This is a genomic window from Streptomyces sp. NPDC003032 (assembly GCF_053591415.1).
The window spans coordinates 98,060-116,891 of the sequence record NZ_JBSFTT010000021.1 but is presented as its reverse complement, the minus strand read 5'-3'; the positions used below and the strand labels follow the sequence as shown (position 1 = coordinate 116,891).

At 72.6% G+C, this 18,832-nt stretch carries 11 protein-coding genes; 2 read left to right on the top strand and 9 right to left on the bottom strand.

Going from position 1 to position 18,832, the window contains the following annotated elements:
- Positions 1 to 303: 303 nt before the first annotated feature.
- The 4 genes from galE to ACWDZ7_RS27105 all read right to left on the bottom strand — a co-directional run bounded on the left by galE (position 304) and on the right by ACWDZ7_RS27105 (position 8,210).
- Positions 304 to 1,287: a UDP-glucose 4-epimerase GalE gene (gene galE, locus ACWDZ7_RS27120; protein ID WP_451800504.1), complete on the bottom strand. Its 984-nt coding sequence runs from the start codon at positions 1,285 to 1,287 to the stop codon at positions 304 to 306.
- 126 nt (positions 1,288 to 1,413) lie between these two features.
- Positions 1,414 to 3,084 carry a glycosyltransferase family 2 protein gene (locus ACWDZ7_RS27115; protein ID WP_451800550.1) on the bottom strand — a complete coding sequence of 557 codons (1,671 nt, stop codon included), beginning with the start codon at positions 3,082 to 3,084 and terminating at the stop codon, positions 1,414 to 1,416.
- A gap of 36 nt (positions 3,085 to 3,120) precedes the next feature.
- Positions 3,121 to 4,698 (bottom strand): hypothetical protein, encoded by a 1,578-nt coding sequence (locus ACWDZ7_RS27110; RefSeq protein WP_451800502.1) that lies wholly within the window; start codon positions 4,696 to 4,698, stop codon positions 3,121 to 3,123.
- Positions 4,695 to 8,210, bottom strand: a complete 3,516-nt coding sequence (locus ACWDZ7_RS27105) for a bifunctional glycosyltransferase/CDP-glycerol:glycerophosphate glycerophosphotransferase (RefSeq protein ID WP_451800501.1) — start codon at positions 8,208 to 8,210, stop codon at positions 4,695 to 4,697. Before ACWDZ7_RS27105 ends, ACWDZ7_RS27110 begins: the two co-directional genes overlap by 4 nt.
- Positions 8,211 to 8,359: 149 nt before the next feature.
- Here ACWDZ7_RS27105 and ACWDZ7_RS27100 point away from each other — a divergent pair, with 149 nt between their 5' ends.
- A complete protein-coding gene (locus ACWDZ7_RS27100) occupies positions 8,360 to 10,459 on the top strand; it encodes a bifunctional glycosyltransferase/CDP-glycerol:glycerophosphate glycerophosphotransferase (RefSeq protein ID WP_451800499.1) in 2,100 nt (699 codons plus the stop codon).
- Here ACWDZ7_RS27100 and ACWDZ7_RS27095 read toward each other — a convergent pair.
- From ACWDZ7_RS27095 to ACWDZ7_RS27075, 5 genes are all read right to left on the bottom strand, one after another.
- A complete protein-coding gene (locus ACWDZ7_RS27095; RefSeq protein ID WP_451800497.1) occupies positions 10,447 to 13,302 on the bottom strand; it encodes a stealth conserved region 3 domain-containing protein in 2,856 nt (951 codons plus the stop codon). The two genes, ACWDZ7_RS27100 and ACWDZ7_RS27095, sit on opposite strands and share 13 nt — an antisense overlap.
- A complete protein-coding gene (locus ACWDZ7_RS27090; protein WP_451800495.1) occupies positions 13,299 to 14,297 on the bottom strand; it encodes a hypothetical protein in 999 nt (332 codons plus the stop codon). The genes ACWDZ7_RS27095 and ACWDZ7_RS27090 overlap by 4 nt, the downstream gene beginning before the upstream one ends.
- Before the next feature lie 192 nt (positions 14,298 to 14,489).
- Positions 14,490 to 15,371: a carbohydrate ABC transporter permease gene (locus ACWDZ7_RS27085; RefSeq protein ID WP_451800493.1), complete on the bottom strand. Its 882-nt coding sequence runs from the start codon at positions 15,369 to 15,371 to the stop codon at positions 14,490 to 14,492.
- Positions 15,368 to 16,714, bottom strand: a complete 1,347-nt coding sequence (locus ACWDZ7_RS27080; protein ID WP_451800492.1) for a carbohydrate ABC transporter permease — start codon at positions 16,712 to 16,714, stop codon at positions 15,368 to 15,370. Before ACWDZ7_RS27080 ends, ACWDZ7_RS27085 begins: the two co-directional genes overlap by 4 nt.
- A 4-nt stretch (positions 16,715 to 16,718) precedes the next feature.
- On the bottom strand, positions 16,719 to 18,113 hold the full coding sequence (locus tag ACWDZ7_RS27075; protein WP_451800490.1) for an ABC transporter substrate-binding protein: 1,395 nt from the start codon (positions 18,111 to 18,113) through the stop codon (positions 16,719 to 16,721).
- Positions 18,114 to 18,306: 193 nt separating this feature from the next.
- On the opposite strand from ACWDZ7_RS27075, the gene ACWDZ7_RS27070 reads away from it, so the two are divergent.
- A complete protein-coding gene (locus ACWDZ7_RS27070; protein ID WP_451800489.1) occupies positions 18,307 to 18,792 on the top strand; it encodes a PPOX class F420-dependent oxidoreductase in 486 nt (161 codons plus the stop codon).
- The last annotated feature ends 40 nt before the right edge of the window (positions 18,793 to 18,832 follow it).

Here is an 18,832-nt window from a genome sequence, read left to right as displayed (position 1 = left end):
TGTGCTCGGCGTAGGTCGGGCCCGTGTATTTGGGGGCCAGTTCGTCCATGCGGGGGGCTCGGCCCGACCACACCGTGACGCACACCACCCGGCTCGGCGCGTGCGGCTCAGCGCGTGCGGGTCGGCGCACCCGGCTCGGCGCGTGCGCCTTGGCGCGCTCGGCTCGGCTCAGCTCGCCCGGCTCGCCCGGCTCGCCCCGCTCGGCTCAGCTCGGCTCAGCTCGCCCGCTCGTCCCGCTCAGCTCGGTGCGACCGGCTGCCTGCTACACCGAGCCCCGCCCCGGGCCGCGCGCCAGGATCCGTTCTACTCCCGTCCCGTCTCCGGATGCAGCCGGACCCAGCCCGCCCACGCCGACTCGATCATGTCGCGTATGTCCCGCTTCGCCGACCAGGACAGTTCCGCCGTGACGCGGTCCGCCGCGGCGACCACGCGGGCCGGGTCGCCGGGACGGCGGGCGGCCACCTCGGCGGGGGTGTCGTAGCCCGTGATCTCGTTGATGAGGTCCGTCATCTCGCGGACCGAGACGCCCTCGCCGCGGCCGATGTTGAGGGTCAGGTCCGTGCCGGGCGCGGCCGATGCCAGCTTGCGGGCCGTCGCCACGTGGGCCTCGGCCAGGTCGACGACGTGGATGTAGTCGCGTACGCAGGTGCCGTCGGGCGTGTCGTAGTCCGCGCCGAAGACGCGGGGGGCCTCGCCGGCGGTGAGTTTCTCGAAGACCATCGGGACGAGGTTGTAGACGCCGGTGTCCGCCAGCTCGGGCGAGGCCGCGCCCGCCACGTTGAAGTAGCGCAAGGACGCCGTCGCCAGGCCGTGCGCGCGCCCCACGGCGCGCACCAGCCACTCGCCCGCCATCTTCGTCTCGCCGTACGGGCTCATCGGCAGGCACGGCGTCTCCTCGGTGACGAGGTCGACGTCGGGCATGCCGTACACCGCGGCCGAAGAGGAGAAGACGATGGAGGGGACCCCGGCCGCCACCACCGCTTCGAGGAGCACCCGCAGGCCCTCCATGTTCTCGTGGTAGTAGCGCAGGGGCTGCTCCACCGACTCGCCGACCTGCTTCTTCGCCGCGAGGTGGACGACGCCGGTGACCTCGTGCTCCTTGAGGGTGCGGGCCAGGAGGTCCGCGTCCAGGGTCGAGCCCGTCACGAGGGGGACGCCCGCGGGGAGGCGCTCGACGATGCCGGTGGACAGGTCGTCGTAGACCACGGCCCGCTCGCCCGCCTCCGTCATGGCGCGGACGACATGCGCCCCGATATATCCGGCGCCGCCGGTGATCAGCCAGGTCATGGTCGTCGTGTCCCGTCCTGTCGTGCGTGTGTTCGCTGTGCGGTGTTCGCTGTGCGGTGTGCCGTGTTCGCGTGTTCTGTGAGGGTGATTGCGTTGCAGTCTTCCAGAGGGCGTGTACGCGGCGCGTCAGCGCCCTGAACCGCCCACCGCGGCGCGGACCAGCCCGGCCAGCCGGGCCAGCCGCCGTTTCGCGACCCCGGCGACGCCCCCCACGCCGGGCGCGAGCCGCACCGAGAGGTTCCCCGCCTGGGTGGCGTACGGCTGGACGAGGAGGATGCCGCGCCGGGCGCTCGGCACCACGGTGCGGCGCAGCAGTCCGGGCCCCGCGACGGCGTGCGCGGTCGTGTCGCGTGACGTTCCGTCGTCGAAGCGCACCCGCAGCCGTACGTCCCACACGGCGCCCTCCAGCGAGCCGAGGTCGAGCAGGGCCGTGGCGGTCCACGTCTCGCCGGGCCGCTCCACGGTGAACGCCGCCGTCCTGCGCAGGCCGGGCAGGCCGCTGTGCCGGTGGACCAGTTCGACGTCGACGGTGGCGGGGCCGGCCTGTGCCACCCGCCCGTACAGCTCGCGCAGCCGCAGCGTGAGCCGGGTGCCGCCGGCGCGCGGACGCAGCTCGCCGTCGACCGCGAGGGGCAGGAGGCGCATGGGGCGTACGAGCAGATGGTCGAGGGTGACTTGGGGGAGGTCGGCCGCCCAGACCGGTGTGGCGTCGGCCGTCCTCGGATAGGGCGGCGCGAGCCGCGCCGGGCGCGCCGCCACCTGCTTCAGCCGGACCAGGTCGCGCGGCTGTTCGGAGGCGAGGATGACGCGGGCGATGACGCGGCCGGGGGCGGGCGCCGCGTCGAGGTCGGCGGCGTCGAACGTCGTCAGGTACGCGCGCGTGAGGGCCCACCACTCGCGCTGGTACTCCTGGCCGCGCGCGGGCAGTTCACGGGCGTACATCCGCAGCCCGTGGTCGACGAACTTGGCGCGGGCGGCACGCGCGAGCCGCTTGCCGCCCGTGCCGCGCGCGTCCCGCAGGATCTCCACGGACTGGCGGTGCGCCTCCATGCGGGCCTGCCAGTTGGCGATCCCGGAGCGGTCCAGGGAGATCGACAGTTTGGCGGCGGCGCGCCGCACGTGCCAGATGTAGACGGTGTCGGGGACGAGCGCGATGCGCGGGCCCGCGGCGAGTACGCGCGCGGTGAAGACGAAGTCCTCGTAGATGAAAGGGCCTTCGGGGAAGCGGATGCCGTGCTCGCGCAGGAAGTCCGCGCGGTAGAGCTTGTTGACGCAGAGCGTGTCGTGGACGAGGCGGGTGCGCAGCTCGGGGCGGGCGACAAGGCGGGCCTTGGTGTACAGCTCGGGCTGCCAGGGCACCTCGCGTCCGGACGGCAGTTCGCGGCGCAGGCACAGCCCCGAGGCGACCTCGCAGCCGTGCCGTTCGGCGGCGGCGAGCAGCGCGGCGGCCGCGCCGGGCGGCAGGACGTCGTCGCTGTCGAGGAACATCACGTACGGCGATGAAGCGGCGTCGATCCCTTCATTGCGGGGCGTGCCGCAGCCGCCGCTGTTGCTCCCGCGGCGGATCACCTTCACGCGCCGGTCCTGCTCGGCGAGGGCGGCCAGGGTCTCGCCGCTGCCGTCCGTCGAGCAGTCGTCGACGGCGATCACCTCGCGGACGACGGGGCCCTGGGCCAGCGCGGAGCGCACCGCGTCCGCGACGTGGGCCGCGTCGTTGTAGCCGATCACGACGACGGAGATCCGGGAGGCGGAGGGGTTAGTGGCGGGTGTGTTCTGGGCAGTCGGGTGAGGCAGGATGCGGTCCACGGGGGAAATTTTAGTGGTTGCCGGTAATTATCCGATTAGTGGGGCATTCGTGGGCGCGGAACTGTCCCGATGCGGGCGTTTTGGGTCGCCGACCCGCGCCAGCACCTCACCCGTATGCCGGCTCCAGTCGACGACCACGGCCTCCGGCGGTGCCTTCTGGCCGGGTGCGAGCAGCAGCCACCGCACGTCGTAGCGGCCGGCGATCGCCGAGCGCTGCGCACGGCTGGAGGCGGGGGAGAGGTAGGTGCGCACGGCCGTGAGGCGGCGCTCCCGCACGGCCTCGTCGAGCGAGGCGTCCGGCCAGGCGGGGGCGACGAGGTTGGCGCCGTAGCCGGGGACGGAGCGGGTGGGCCGGTAGCCGTCGGTCAGGACGACGTCGCCCTTGCGCATATGGCCGGCCGCCCAGCCGTAGCCGGGCCAGCGCGGCGGCTGGTCGAAGCCGATGGGGTCCAGCGCGCGCGGCACGACGGCGCCCGCCTGGACCTGGAAGAACCCGACACAGGCGCCGAGCGCCGCCGCCCCGGCGAGCGCGCCCCGCCGCCACCCCCAGGTGCGCGGCGCCGCGAGCTCGATGGCGAGGGCGAACTGGAGGGGCACCAGCGTCAGTCCGAGGATGCGCCCATAGGTGTAGTGGCCGCTGACCCAGCCGTACGCGACGACCGCGCACTCCAGGGCGAACATCAGGACGAGGGGATCCCTGCGGTCCCTGCGATGGCGCAGCCACAGCGCCGGGAGCCCGAGCAGCGCCAGCCAGAAGCGCTGGGGCATCCCGCTGTAGAGCTGGCGGTGGATCCAGTCGACGCTGTCGTCACCGACCAGGGAGAAGACGCTGAAGTACGGCCAGAGCGCCGCGACGACCGCCGCGGTCAGGGCGGTCACCGCCCACGCCCCCAGCCGCCCCCACGACCGCGCCTTCCGGTCGGACGCCGCGAAGGCGGCCACGCCGATGACCGCCGCCACCGACGAGATCGGATGGACGAGCAGGACGAGCCCGCACAGGGAGCCAAGACCGACGTACGGCCAGAGGCCCCGAGGCCGCCGGGCGAGCGCACCGGCCCACGCCCACGCCCAGAACGCCAGGCCGATCGCGAACGTCGACGGATAGCCGAGGTTCCCCGTCATCGACATCAGGCCCAGATAGCCGCTCCACCACGCCATCCGGGTGCCCCAGAGCAGCACCATCGCGAAGAGCGCGAGGACCGGGGCCCACGGGCGGGGCGTCAGGACGCGCACGAAACGGCCGATGCCGGTGAGCAGGACGAGGAGGTTGAGCGGGCCCGAGACCTTCACGACCTCCCAGCCCGCGAAACCCGTCGCCTTGGCGAGCAGGCCCTGGGCTACCGCGTACGGCGAGTAGTACGCGCTGCCGTCGCCCGGCAGATCCGCCATCGGGTGCGCCGGGTGAAGGAGGTTCTCCTTCAGGCGCTCGACGACCGCCGCGTGCTGCCCGAAGTCGCAGCACATCGGGACCCGCCAGAACGCCAGCGACATCACCAGCCAGAAGAGCCCGCCGAAGACCGCGTAGGGCGAGGGGCGCCACCGGGGGGCGCCGCGCAGCGCCGTCGCGCCGTGGGCGGCCCGGCGGACCAGAAGCGTGCCGCTCACCGCATCAGCCTCTCCACGACGCGGGCCGCGGCCCTGCCGTCGTCCAGGTCGCAGTAGGCCTCGCGGAACGCCGTGTACGCGTCCGCGTGCCGGGCCGCGATGGCGTCCAGGTCGCGCAGCGCCTCGACGACCTCGCCGGTGGAGGCGAGCAGCGGGCCCGGGGCGCTCGTCTCGAAGTCGAGGTAGAAGCCGCGCACCGTGTCGCGGTAGTGCTCCAGGTCGTAGGCGTGGAAGAGCATCGGGCGCCCGGTGTGCGCGAAGTCGAACATCAGCGAGGAGTAGTCGGTCACCAGCACGTCGGCGATCAGCAGCAGTTCGGCCGCGCGGGGGTGGGCCGACACATCGCGTACGAAGGGCGCGCGGGCGCCCGGCAGCCGGCCCGCCGTCAGCGGGTGCTTGCGCACCAGCAGGACGTGGTCGTCGCCGAGCACCGACTCGGCCGCGCGGAAGTCGAGCGCGGGCTCGTAGCGGAAGCGGCCCGGGGAGTACGCGAGATGGTCCCGGTACGTCGGCGCGTACAGCACGATCCGCTTGCCCGGCGCGATGTCCAGCTCGCGGCGGACCCGCTCGGCGACCTTCTGGCGGTCGTCGCCGAACAGCACGTCGTTGCGGGGCGAGCCCGCTTCGAGGACCTCGCCGTCGTAGGCGAGGGCGCGGCCCAGATGCGGGGTGGAGAAGCGGTTCGGCGAGACCAGCACGTCCCACTGGCGGGACAGGCCCGGCAGGGCGTCGAGATGGCCGTGGTCGGCGTAGAGCGTGTCGGTGAGGTCGGTGCCGATGCGCTTGAGCGGGGCGCCGTTCCAGGTCTGTACGACGGTCTGGCCCTCGCGGCGCTCGAAGAACTCCGGCAGGTGGCCCGCGGTGACGATGCGGCGGCAGCGGGCCAGCGCCTCGTACCAGGCGGCGCTGTGCTCCTCGACGCCCTTCGCGCCGGCCGGGACGCGGGTCTGCTGGTCGTGCGTGACCCACAGGTGCTCGATGTCGTCGCCGCGCCGGGCCAGCTCCTCGTGGACGGCGCGGGGCGAGTCCCCGTCGAGGTAGAGGACGGCGTCGGTCAGCGGCCGCTTGCGGCAGCCCGGGTAGTGGGCGGTGCGGAGCCGGTGCTGCCGGTAGGCCCCGCGCTCGGACCGGGCGAGGACGGACCCCGCCTCGACGAGCAGCCGGTCCCCGAACCGCCGGTCGACAGTGAACTCCCGCCCCTGCACGGCCCGGTGAAGCGGCAGCGACGCTGACATGGAGGCCAGCAGCCGCACGGGCATACCGTCCTCGCGCCGCCCAGGTCCTCCGGCGCCCTCGGCCCCAGCCCCGGCCCCCGCCTCCCGCAGAAACGCGTACCACCGCCCCTCCCGCAACGCCCCGCCCCCCGGCGCGACCACCGCGCGCAGCCGGTCGCCGTCACGCTCGACCGGTACCGCGAGCTCCTCGTCGCGGCCGCTGTGCCGCAGTACGAACTCGGCCTCGGGCCAGCAGGCTCGCGTCGCCAGGATGTCGACGGTCAGCGTGCCGTCCGTGCCCCACGTGACGCGGTCGGCGAACGGCTGGCGGGTCAGTTCGACGACCAGCTGGCCCTGGTCGTTGGCCGTGGCGCACAGTTCGCGGCCCGCGCCCGTCGCGTACCGCCCCGGGGCGAGGTCGAGCGTGGCGGCGAGGGACTTCAGACTGCCGTCGGGCAGGACGAGGTTGGCCTGCCAGCGGTCGCCGTGCGGCGGCTCGACCTCCTTGGGCGCGAGGTGCGGGATGGGCGCCGCCCCCTCCAGGTCGGCGAGGTGCACGCGGACCTCGAAGCGGTCGTCGGCGAGGGACACCGGGTAGTCGAACCCGGTGCCGGAGTGCTTGTGGGTGAGCCGCAGCGCCTGGGGGCGCGCACGCCCCGGCAGACTCCCGCTCAGCACCACGTCGCCCCCGTCGCGCCGATGGGCGTCCACCCGCGCCGCGTACTCCTGGATCTTCAGCACGAGCCGCCGTCCCTTGCTGAAGCCGAGGACGAGCCGCAGCCCGTCGCCCAGCTCGCGCACCAGGGACTGCGCGGACGCCCCGTCGGCGGCCCGCACGGCCGCGCGCCGCACCGTGCCGTGTCCCGCGACGACCACGCCGAGCAGCCAGTTCCCCGGCCGCCACCGGCCGCCGGTCTTGAGCTGCTCGGGGTCGACGGTCATCTCGAAGCCGGACAGGTCGTAGCAGTGCAGGCGCTGCCGCGACTGCTCGGTGGCCTGCGGCGCGGCGACGGTCCTCGTCGGCACGCGCCGGAACCGCCCCCTGCTCCGCGCCGACTTGAGCAGCCCCGCCTTGACGGAGTGCCCGGGCCGGGTCGCCTCCAGATTGCGTACGTACGCGTAGCCGTCGATCCGCAGCTTCCCGTCGGCGTCCCACCGCGCCTCGCCGACCCGCGCCACGACGGGCAGTTCGCGCCGCCCGATCCGCGCCAGCTTCTCGGGGACACGCCCGACGCCGGGGTAGGAGGCGCTGCGCCGCACCGTGCCGCGCACGTGGAAGGCGGTGCCGTTGGCCCGCTCGAAGGTGAGCAGGTCGATGAGTTCGGCGGTGCGCGCCTCGCGGACCAGCTGCCACTTGATGCGCAGGCCGACGGGGAGCCCGGCCACGACGGACGGGTCGGCGCGGCGCAGGAACGCCGCCGTGTCCGTCATGAAGGCCGTGCGGTACTCGGGGCCGCCCATCGGCAGCCCCTCCAGGAAGTACACGAAGTCGTCGCGCAGACAGGAGGCGTCGTACGTCTTCTTCATCTCCGGCGCGTGCCGGGCGAGGAAGCCGCTGACGTGCGCGCACGCCGCGATCCGGTCGCGCACGCCCTTGACGTCGGTGCGCCGCCGGGTGATCGAGCCCTCGCGGACCCGCCAGTAGTAGACGTGGTCGCTGAGCACGTCCACGGACGCGGCGAGGAAGTGCGCCGGGATCATCACGGGCGTGTCCTCGTAGAGCTTGCCCTCGGGGAAGGCGAAGCGGTGCCGGTCCCAGAAGGAGCGGCGGAAGACCTTGTTCCAGGCCACGCGGTCGGAGAGCAGGTCCAGGTCGCGCGCGATGTGCGTACGGGTGCGCGGCTCGGTGAGCCACTTGTACTGCCAGGCCTGCGAGCGGCCGCGTTCGGTGAGCCGCCAGACGTTGCCGCTCGCGAAGTCGGAGCCGGTGGCGTCCAGGCTCGCGATCATCCGCTCGTACGCGTCGTGCGGCACGACGTCGTCACTGTCGACGAAGGTCAGGAACTCGGCGGTGGGGGACGCCTTGCGCACGCCGGTGTTGCGGGCGGCGCTCAGCCCGGCGTTGCGCTGGCGGACGTAGACGAAGCGGGGGTCCCTGGCGGCGAACTCGCGGGCGATGAGCGGGCTGGCGTCGGTCGAGCCGTCGTCGACCATGACGCACTCCAGACCGCCGGGGCCCTCGGGCCCGCCGGTCCTTCCCGGGCCGTCCATGGTCTGCCGGGCGATCGATTCCAGGCACTCCTCCAGGAACTCCTCGACGTTGTAGATGGGCACGACGACGCTGAGACGGGGCTGCACGGCGACCGGCCTTTCATGGGAGTACGGGCATATTTAGCCCCCTTTGCCCGCTCGCGGCCCCCGAAGGTCAGTTTCTTCGGCGTCTATCACCCCAATGAGTGATGGGAGGTCTTCGACAGGGGGTGTCCGGCTGACTACGGTCGGTTGTCATGTCGCGCTTCTCGGTTGTCGTCCCCGCCCACCGTGTCCAGGGCTACCTGCGGGAATGTCTGGACTCGGTGCTCACGCAGTCCTTCGGCGACCTCGAACTGATCGTCGTCGACGACGCGTCGCCCGACGGCTGCGCCGCGATCGCCGGGGAGTATGCGGAGCGCGACCCGCGCGCGCAACTGGTCCGCGTCACCGACCGGTCGGGCCCCGGCCCCGCCCGCGACATCGGCGCCGACCGCGCCACCGGCGAGCACCTCCTCTTCCTCGACGGCGACGACCTCCTCCTGCCGGGCGCCCTCGAAACCATCGACGCGGCCCTCACCGAGCGGGGCGAGCCGGACGTCCTGCTCTTCGCGCACGACCGCGTCGACTGGTGGGAGACCGTCCGCCCCGGCGGGGACCACCTCACGGGCGACCCGCTGTCCGTCACCCCGGCCGCCTGGAACCGCGTATTCCGTCGCGGGTTCTGGCGCGAGCAGCGGCTCGCCTTCTCCGAGGGACCGTACGAGGACGTGGTGCCGGTGCACACCGCCACCCTGCGGGCGGGCGAGCGCCTCGCCGTCCTCGACCGGCCCTGCGTGCGCTGGCGCGAGCGGCGCGCCGGGAGCTTCTCCAAGACGCCGGGCAGACACCACTTCGCCCTCGTCGAGCGGTACGAGGAGCTGCTCGCCGCCGCCGCGCCCGCCGACCGCGCCCGGCTCCTGCCGCACGCCGCCGCGCACCTCCTCGCCGTACTCGACGACCCCGGCCGCATCCGCGCGGGCGACCGGCGCGACTTCTTCCACGAGGCGGCCCGCGTGTACCGGACGTACGCGCCCGTCGGCACCGAGCCCCGCACCCCCGGCGAGAAGGCCCTCGCCGCCGCCTTCTATGCCGCCCACGAAGGGCTGCGCAAGGCCGAGTCGCGGCGCCTGCGCGTCACCCGGCAGCTCAAGCAGCAGAAGAAGAAGCTGCGCGCCCACGCCATGCGCGCCGCCTACCGCACCGACCTGCACCGCTCTCTCGACCCGCACCTCGCGGTCTACGGCGCCTACTGGAACCGCGCCGTCTCCTGCAACCCGGCCGCCATCCACGCCAAGGCCCGTGAACTGGCCCCGCACATCAGGGGCGTCTGGGTGGTCTCCGGGCGCCACAAGCACAAGGTGCCCGCCGGGGTCGAGTACGTCGTCGAGGGCTCCCGGCGCTACTGGGAGGCGATGGCCAGGGCGACGTACCTCGTCAACAACTCCAGCTTCCCCGGCGGGTTCACCAAGCGCCCCGGCCAGGTCTATCTCCAGACGCACCACGGCACGCCGCTGAAGAAGATGGGCCTGGACCAGCGCCGCTACCCGGCCGGTACGCACGGCATCAGCTTCCAGAAGGTCCTGGACCACACCGACCAGTGGGACTTCAGCCTCTCCGCCAACCCGCACTCCACGGAGGTCTGGGAGCGCGTCTACCCCTCCACCGCCTACCAGCCGCTGGAGGCGGGCTACCCGCGCAACGACGTGTACTTCACGACGGGCGACGAGGAGATCGACCGCGTCCGCACCCAGCTGGGCGTCGCCGACGGCCGGACCGTGCTGCTGTACGCGCCGACCCACCGCGACTACCAGAAGGGCTTCCTGCCCCGCCTGGACCTCAAGCGCTTCGCCGAACGGCTCGGTCCCGCGTACGTCGTGCTCGTACGCGCCCACTACTTCTACGGCGGCGACGCCGGGCTCGACGCGCACCCGCAGCTCGTCGACGTCACCGGGCACGCGCGCGTGGAGGACCTCTGCCTGGCCGCCGACGCGCTCGTCACGGACTACTCGTCGCTGATGTTCGACTACGCCTGCCTGGACCGCCCGATCGTGACGTACGCGCCGGACTGGCAGGCGTACCGCCTCGCGCGCGGCACCTACTTCGACGTGGTGTCCGGCAGACCGGGCGAGACACCGGGGGCCGTGGCCACCACCGAGGACGCACTGACGGAGCTGTTCCGGGACGGCGGCTGGGACACGCCGGAGACGACGGCGTTGCGCTCGGCGTTCCGTGCGCGCTTCTGCCCCTACGACGACGGGAAGGCCGCCGAACGCGTCGTCCGGCGGCTCTTCCTGTCCGCCGCTCAGACCTCGTAGGGCGAGCGCACCGGGAAGTACGCCGTCAGGAACGACCTGATGGCGAGCGCCATCTCCTCCTCCGCCATGCCGCTGTCGTGGGACTCCCCGATGCAGAAGGCCGTCCGGTCGCGGTTCTGCAGCAGCCGGCCGAGCCGCGCGTGGTCGGCGCGGTCACCGATGTCCACGAAGTCGTACGCGATCCAGCCCGGCACCGCCCGCCCGGTGAGGTACGCGTAGTGCTGGTACAGCGACGAGACGAGCGCGAAGTCGTCGGCGCAGCGGAAGCGGTTGCGGGCCGTGGCCGCCGTCTCCTCGGGGAAGCGCTCGGCGATCTCCTCCAGGACGCTGCGGCGCAGCGCGTACGGCACGTGGAAGAAGCTGTGCGTCGTCGTCCTGCCGAACGCGCGGCGCAGCAGCTCGCGGTTGTTCTTCGCCGCCGCGAGATAGCCCTCGTCGTCCGGCGACAGGGGCAGGGCGGGCACGGACGCCGAGGACCAGAAGAAGCGGGCCAGGCCGTTGCTGAGGAAGAACGTGTCGGGGGTGGTGGGGCGGCCGAGGAACATGTCGTCGTTGAAGTACAGGAAGTGCTCCGACAGGCTTTCGACGCGGTGCAGTTGGGACTCGATGGAGTGCGAGTTGAAGGTCGGCAGGCACTCCTCGGGGTCGGCGAACAGGTCGCGGTGGTCCACGACCGTCAGGCCGGGGTGGTCCCGGTCGAGCCAGTCGGGCACCTGGCCGGCCGTGACCAGGTACACGTGCCGGATCCACGGCGCGTACATCGCCAGGGAGCGCAGGCTGAAGCGGAGCTCGTCGCGGTTGCGGTAGCGCACGGCGCCGTCGTCCGCCGACTCCCGCCCGGGCCCGCGGGCCGTGTCGCTCCGGGCCGCGTCGCGGCGGGCGCGCCACTCGGGGTCGGAGTCGTCGACCCAGGTGTAGACGGCGTCGACGGGGAAGTCGACGTCCTTGACGAGGAGTTCGGTGAAGATCTGAAGGGTCGGGTAGTCGCGGTCCGCCACCCGCAGGGTCGCCGTCGGGGTGAGCGAGGGCAGCTCCGCGCCGGCGAGCGTCGTCCCGAAGGGCGCGCGGAAGCCGTCGGCCGCGGCGGTGGCGGGGGCGCCCTGGACCGTCCGGGGCCAGAACGCCACCGTGCAGGCGAGGCCCGCGCCGTGCCGCAGCGACAGCGTCGTCGTGGTCACCGGCTTGAAGATCTTCACGCCGGACAGGTCGCCGATGCCGTCGAGGCGTTCGGCCAGGACGGCGCCGGGTGCCGCGTCGCGCGGGTTGACCAGCTCGGCGTAGACGGGCTGCCCGCGCAGCGCCCCGGCCAGGGCCTTCAGGGCGCGGCTCCGGTCGTCGGCGGCCACGGCGAGGGTGTGGGCGGTGTCGTCCGGGGTGCGTACCAGGACGTGCGGCACACCCTCCGCCTCCAGCGCGGACGCGGTGAGCCGCAGATTCCACTCCGCCATGCGCGGCGCGAGCACGTCGTCGCGCCGCTCGGCGAGGCGGCCCACGGAGCGGATGACGCGGCCCGTGGTGTCGGCGGCGATGATCTCGTCCTCGCGGGCCCGCTCGTCGGCGGCGGCCGCGGCGTCGAAGGTGTGCGGGGCGGTGGGCCGGAAGCCGCAGCCGCCGGACGCGACGCCGAGCGCCACGCGGTCCGCGCGCCCGCCGAGCCGTCGCGGCCGGTCGCGCCCGGCCACGAGCCGCCTGTACAGCTCCTCCCAGCGGGCGGTGACGTCCGCCGAGGAGAAACGGGCGTAGACGCCTTCGCGGGCGGCGCGTGCGTACGCGCGGCGGGCCGCGTCGTCCGCCATCAACTCGTCCATGGCCCGCGCGAGTTCGTCGACCTCCCCGGGGGGTACGAGCAGCCCGTCGACGCGGTGCCGCACGATCTCGGCGGGCCCGGTCACCACGTCGTACGCGATGACGGGCACCCCCGCGGCGAGCGCCTCCAGGAGCACCAGCGGGAACGCCTCGTTGTGCCCGGCGGTCATCAGGCTCAGCCCCGCCTTGGCCCACTCGGCGGCCATGTCCTGGCAGGGGCCGAGCAGTTCGACGCGGTCGTGCAGGCCGAACCCGTCGACCAGGCGGCGCAGATGCCGCTCGCGGTGGCCGCCGCCGAAGATCCGCAGCGTCCACTCCGGATGCGCGTCGGCGACCTGCGCGAAGGCCCGCACGGCGTGGTCGACGCGCTTCTCGCCGGTCAGCCGCGCCGCCATCACGATGACCTTGCCCTCGCCGTCCGCACGCGGCCGGAAGCCGTCCGGCACGGCGTTCGGGATGACGGCCAGCTCGGGCGCGGTGGGCCCCAGGGACTCCGCGATCCACTGCCGGGTGCGCTCGGTCAGCGTGACGAGGGCGTCCAGGCGCGGCGCGTGCAGGAGCAGCGGCTCACCGGAGGGGCCGCGCCGCTGGGTGGGGCGGTGCTCCTGGTGGACGGTGACGACCCGCGCGGGCACGAGCGCCACGGCGGCGGCGAGCAGCGCGGGCGTGGTGGTGACCAGCACATCGGTGTCGAGTGAGCCGAGCGCGGCGGTCATCTCGACATCCGAGAGCCGGTCGAAGGCATCCTCCCAGGCGGGCCGGATCAGCTCACTGGGCAGCGCGGCGAGCGTCCGACAGGCTCCGTCATCCAACTCCGACTCCCGCACCGGACGCTCGGGCGCAGTCGTACGGTCCACGAGATACCGCACGGGCAGGACACGCGCCTCGGCGAAGAACGGCTCGGCACGGGTCCGGAAAACGGAGACGACCTCGACCTCGACACCGGGCCGCTCGCCGAGATGCCGCGCCTGCGTATAGGTGGCAAGCTCGGTCCCTCCCATCTCGTCACCCCATCCGAGCAGGTACGTGATCTTCATGAGGTCTCCTTCGCCGCCGACTGGCGCGTGCGGTTGGTCCGCTCCCGCGTGAGTTCCGTGATGTCCCAGCACGTCACCGCGAACGCGCCCGCCCCTGTGAAGTGGGCGTGTGCCCGGACCAGCGTGCCGTTCGGGAGGGCGAAGACGCGGAAGGGGCTGGGGTAGGCCGTCGCGGGGTTCCGTACGTCGGACAGCCACCGTCCGAGCGGCAGTCCGGCCACCCGGAAGTCCCACACCCACTGCCCGGCACCGGCCCCGGTCATCGCGCCGAGCGGCACCCGTAGCGTGAACGCGCCGCCGTGCCCCGTCACTTCGACGGGCACGACGACCCCGTCCCGGCGCCGCACGGCCTCCGCGCGGCCCGGGGAGAGCGCCGCCCCGACCAGCCGCCCGTGCACGGTGATCCCGTCCCCGCGCGGCTCGAACCGCACCAGCTCGGCGCGCGGCCGCGGCCGCGTGGCCTGGAGCACGGCCCGCCCGCTGCGGGACCTGACGATCCGCACGAGGGTCCCGCTCAGCGGATCGGGCGCGTGCGGCACGGTCGGCGTCGCGGGCGGCGCGCCGTCACCGGCGGGCGCGATCCCCTGACGCCGTACGCGTCCGTCGGCGCCCCGTGTCTCCACGGTGAGCCGCCAGACACCGTCCCGCATGCCCCGCAGCGTGACCGTGGCGGTGAGCAGCGGCGTGCCGGCCGTGTGCCGCTCGAAGGCGAGGGGGACGGCCTGCCCGCGGCGGCCGCGCGTGATCAGCAGCCGGGCCCGGTCCGGAGGCTCGGCCGTCCCGGCGGCGAGGGCGAGGTTGAGCGTGCGGCTGTCGCGGAGGGAGAGGTGCACGGGCGTCAGCAGGGGCGCGGCCCGCCCGGCGGCCCCGCGCACCCGCCCCGCGGCCGCCCGCTCCAGCCGGAACCGCGTGCTTCGCGCGGAGGCGCGCAGCCGCCGGACGAGGGCCGGCGGGGGCCCGGGACGGCGAGGTGACGTGAACCCGATGCGGTGCATTTGCCTACTTTGCCCGCTTTGGCCCCGTACTCCGCGTACCGCGGGCCGTTTCCCTCCCCGGGCCAGCAGAATCGATCCGCTCGGAGCAGTGCCGCCCGCGAACGGGACGGCGGCACCGGGGCGGGCACACGGAAGGAGGCGGCCCGGACCCGGGCCGCCTCGATCACCGTACGAACATTCGGAACCCCCGGCCTACTTCACCGCCCCCGCCATCACACCGGACACGAACTGCCGCTGGAACGCGAAGAACACGGCCAGCGGGATCACCATGGAGATGAACGCGCCGGGCGCCAGAATGTGCACGTTGTCGCCGAAGAACCGCACCTGCTGCTGGAGCGCCACCGTGATCGGCGGCTTCTGCGAGTCGGCGAAGATCAGTGCGATCAGCATGTCGTTCCAGACCCAGAGGAACTGGAAGATGCCGAGCGAGGCGATGGCGGGCGCCCCCAGCGGCATCACGACCCGCAGGAAGAGCCGCAGCTCGCCCGCCCCGTCGAGCCGCGCCGCCTCCAGCAGTTCGCGCGGGATCTCCGCGAAGAAGTTCCGCAGGAGGAAGATCGCGAACGGCAGGCCGAACGCCACGTGGAAGATGACCACGCCGACCGTCGTCTCGAAGATGCCGATCTTGCCGAAGAGTTCGGAGACCGGCAACAGCGCCACCTGGACGGGGACGACGAGCAGCCCGACCACGGCGATGAACCACCAGTCGCGGCCCGGGAAGTCCATCCACGCGAAGGCGTATCCGGCGAGCGAACCGAGGATCACGACGAGCAGCGTCGCCGGAACGGTGATCATGACGCTGGACAGGATCGAGTCGGTGATCGTCTCGTCCTTGAGGAGGTTGGAGTAGTTGTCCAGCGTCATCTGCGAGGGCGCGCCGAACACCTTCCACCAGCCGCTCTCGCTCATGTCGGCGGAGCTGCGCAGCGAGCCGATCAGCAGCCCGATGGTCGGCACCAGCCAGAAGAGGCCCACGAGCACCAGGAACACGCGCAGCGCGGTGCCGCCGAGCGCGGCGGCGACGCGCCCGCCCAGCGACCGCTTGGCCTTGACGATCTCGGTCCGGGTCGTCATCGCCCCGCCTCCCGCCGCATGCGCCGGATGTTGAACAGCATCACCGGGATCACCAGGAGGAACAGAAGCATCGCGATGGCGCTGGCCACGCCCGCGTCGCTGTCGCCGAACGCCGAGTTGTACAGCTGGAGCGCGAGCACGTTCGCGTCGTCCTTCGACGAGCCCGGCGGGATCACGAAGACCAGGTCGAAGATCTTCAGTACGTTGATCATGAGCGTGACCAGCACCACCGCGAGGACCGGGGCGAGCAGCGGCACCGTCACACGACGGAACACCTGCCACTCGTTGGCGCCGTCCACCCGTGCCGCCTCCAGGAGCTCCCGCGGCACGCTCGCCAGGCCCGCCGCGATCAGGACCATCGCGAAACCGGCCCACATCCACAGATACGAGCCGATCACGGCCGGCGTGATCAAGGACGGGCCGAGCCAGTCCACGCCGTTGTACGGCTCGCGGAAGTTGGAGGCGGGGAAGCGCAGTTGGGCGCCGTCCGCCTCCTTCGGCAGCGCGAAGGTGCCGTCCGCCTTCGCCTCGGTGGACGCCACGACCTCGCCGTCCTTGACGGCTTCGATCTTGATGCCCGCGTAGCCGAACTCGGCGGTGTCCGGGGCGTTGACCTGGCCCCGGCCCTTGCCGCGCGTGAAGTCCTGCCAGGCCGTGCCGGTGACCTGGTCCGGGTCTGCCCGCGCGGCCTTGGCGGCCTTCGCGTCGTCCGGCATCTCGTTCGGTGGCACACCGGTCAGCGGCAGCACCACGGGCGTGCCCGCCTCCACCGGGTCGCGGGTGATGAAGGCACCCCCGCCCGCGCTCTTCAGGGGCGACGTCATGCTGGGATGCGCCTGGGGGAACGCCGACGACTCGGCGAACGTGTCATGCACGCTCACGGCCACGGCGTTGGCGACACCCCGGTCGGGATCGGACTCGTACACGAGCCGGAAGATGATGCCCGCGGCCAGCATCGAGATCGCCATCGGCATGAAGATGACGAGCTTGAACGCCGTGCCCCAGCGCACCCGTTCGGTCAGCACGGCGAAGATCAGGCCGAGCGCGGTCGCGACGGTGGGCGCCACGACCACCCAGATCGCGTTGTTCTTGATGGCGGTCAGAATGCTGTCGTCCGTGAACAGCGTCTTGTAGTTGTCGAACGCCGTGAAGTCGCCCGACTTGTCGAAGAAGCTGCGGAACAGCGAGTACCCGATGGGGTAGAGGACGAGCGCGCCGAGCAGCACCAGGGCGGGCAGCAGGAACAGCACTGCCACCGTCTTGCGGGTGCCGGTCACGCTCTTGCGCGGGGTCGGGGCCGGGGGCGCCACCTTGGCATTGCCCCCGGCGTTCGCGGACGCCATCGCGTCAGTCCTTGTAGGCCTTGGCGGCGGCCGTCTCCAGCGTCTTCTGTGTCCCTTCGACGTCCTTCGGGTTCTTCAGGAAGTCCTGCAGCGCCTTCCACTCGCCCTTGCCCGGCGTGCCGCCGAACGACTGCGGGGCCTGGTCCGACATGTCGAAGCGGATGTCGTCACCGGCCGCGATGAGCGCCTTGGCGATGTCGCGCTGCACGTCGTTCGGGTACGCCGCCATGTCCAGGTTCTTGTTCGGCGAGATGAAACCGCCCGCCTCCGCCCAGATCTTCGCGGCGTCCGGCGAGGCCAGATAGGTCAGCAGCGCCTGCGCGCCCTTGCTGTCCTTCAGCGCGACGGCCGCGTCACCGGCGACCACGGCCGGGGACTCGTCGCCCACGGCCGGGAACGGGAACACCTTGGCGTCGGTGCCCACCTCGGCCTTCGTCTCGGAGATCGGCAGGGAGACCATGTCGCCCTCGAAGACCATGCCCGCCTTGGGCTGGTCGCCGCCCTTGAAGGTCTGCTTCACGGACGCGGGGAACTCGGTCTGCAGCGCGCCGTCCGCGCCGCCCGCCACGAAGCCCTTCTTCCCGAACAGCTCGCCGAGCGTGGTCAGCGCGTCCTTGACGGACGGGTCCGTCCACTTGATCTCGTGCTGGGCGAGCTGGTCGTACTTCTCCGGGCCCGCCTGCGACAGATAGATGTTCTCGAACCAGTCCGTGAGGGTCCACGCCTCGGCGCCCGCGACCGATACCGGCGCCACCCCGGAGTCGTAGATCGTCTGGGCCGTCTTCATGAAGTCGTCCCAGGTCTTGGGCTCGCTCACGCCCGCGTTCTCGAAGACCAGCGTGTTGTACCAGACCAGCGACTTGTTGGCGGCCTTGAAGTACACGCCGTACTGCTTGCCGTCGACCGCCCCGAGGTCCTGCCACCCCTGCGCGTAGTTCTTGTCGAGCTGCTTCTGCGCCTCGGCGCCGACCGGCTTGGCCCACTTGTTCTCCACGGCCTGCTCGATCGCGCCGACCTGGGGCAGCATCGCGACGTCCGGCGGCTGCCCGCCCGCCACCTTCGACTCCAGGAAGCTGATGATGGGGTCCTGCGCCGGTACGAAGGAGACCTTGGCACCCGTCCTCTTCTCGAACTCGTCGAGGACCTTCAGGAAGACCTTGCGCTCCGAACCGCCCCACACGGCGGACACGGAGACCGTCTCCCCGTCCAGCTTCGGCAGTTGAAGCGCCGCCCCGGTGTCGTTCCCTGTGCCCTTGTCCCCCTTCTCCCCGTCGTCCTTGTCGTCTCCGCCGCACGCGGTGACGGTGAGCGCGAGCGTCCCCGCGACGACGGCCGCGGCGATTCTGGCGGTGGTACGCCGATGTAGCGGTGTCCTGCGTGTACGAAGAGTGCTGCGCATCACTGCCCCGTTCTCTTCCCTGGCGAGTCCCGTGCGCTCTGGTCTACGCCCGCGCGGGGAGGGGCGGCAAGATGGCCTGCGCTGTCAACTCGGTGATCGTGATGGCGTTGTGACGTGGGGTCAAAACCTCGTGCCCGGCCTTGTCACACCACTGGTGGGAATAGGCACCATCGGCGGCCGGGTTGGGCCGGACATGACTGACGCACCCACCGGCTCGGCAGACTCAACCGGCTCCGCGGACTCCACCCGCCCCGCCGACTCCTTCGACCCGCACGCGCTGCTCGCCCGGAGCCGGCTCGGCGTACTGGCGACGATCAAGTCCGACGGCCGCCCGCAGCTCTCCCCGGTCATGCCGTCGTACGACCGTGCCACCGGTCTTCTCCAGGTGTCGACGACCGAGGGCACCGCCAAGATCAGCAACCTGCGCCGCGACGCACGGACCGCACTGGAGGTGACCCACCCGGACGGCATGGCCTGGGCCACCGCCGAGGGCACGGTCACCCTCACCGGCCCCGGCTCCGACCCGCACGGCCCCGAGGTCGACGCCCTGGTGCGGTACTACCGCGACGCCGCCGGCGAGCACCCGGACTGGGACGAGTACCGCGCGGTGATGGTCGCCGAGCGACGCGTGCTGATCACGATGAGGGTGGAGCGGGTGTACGGGGCGACGATCCGTTGACGGGGCCGCTTATGGACGGACGCGTGCCGTGAGGCCGGCC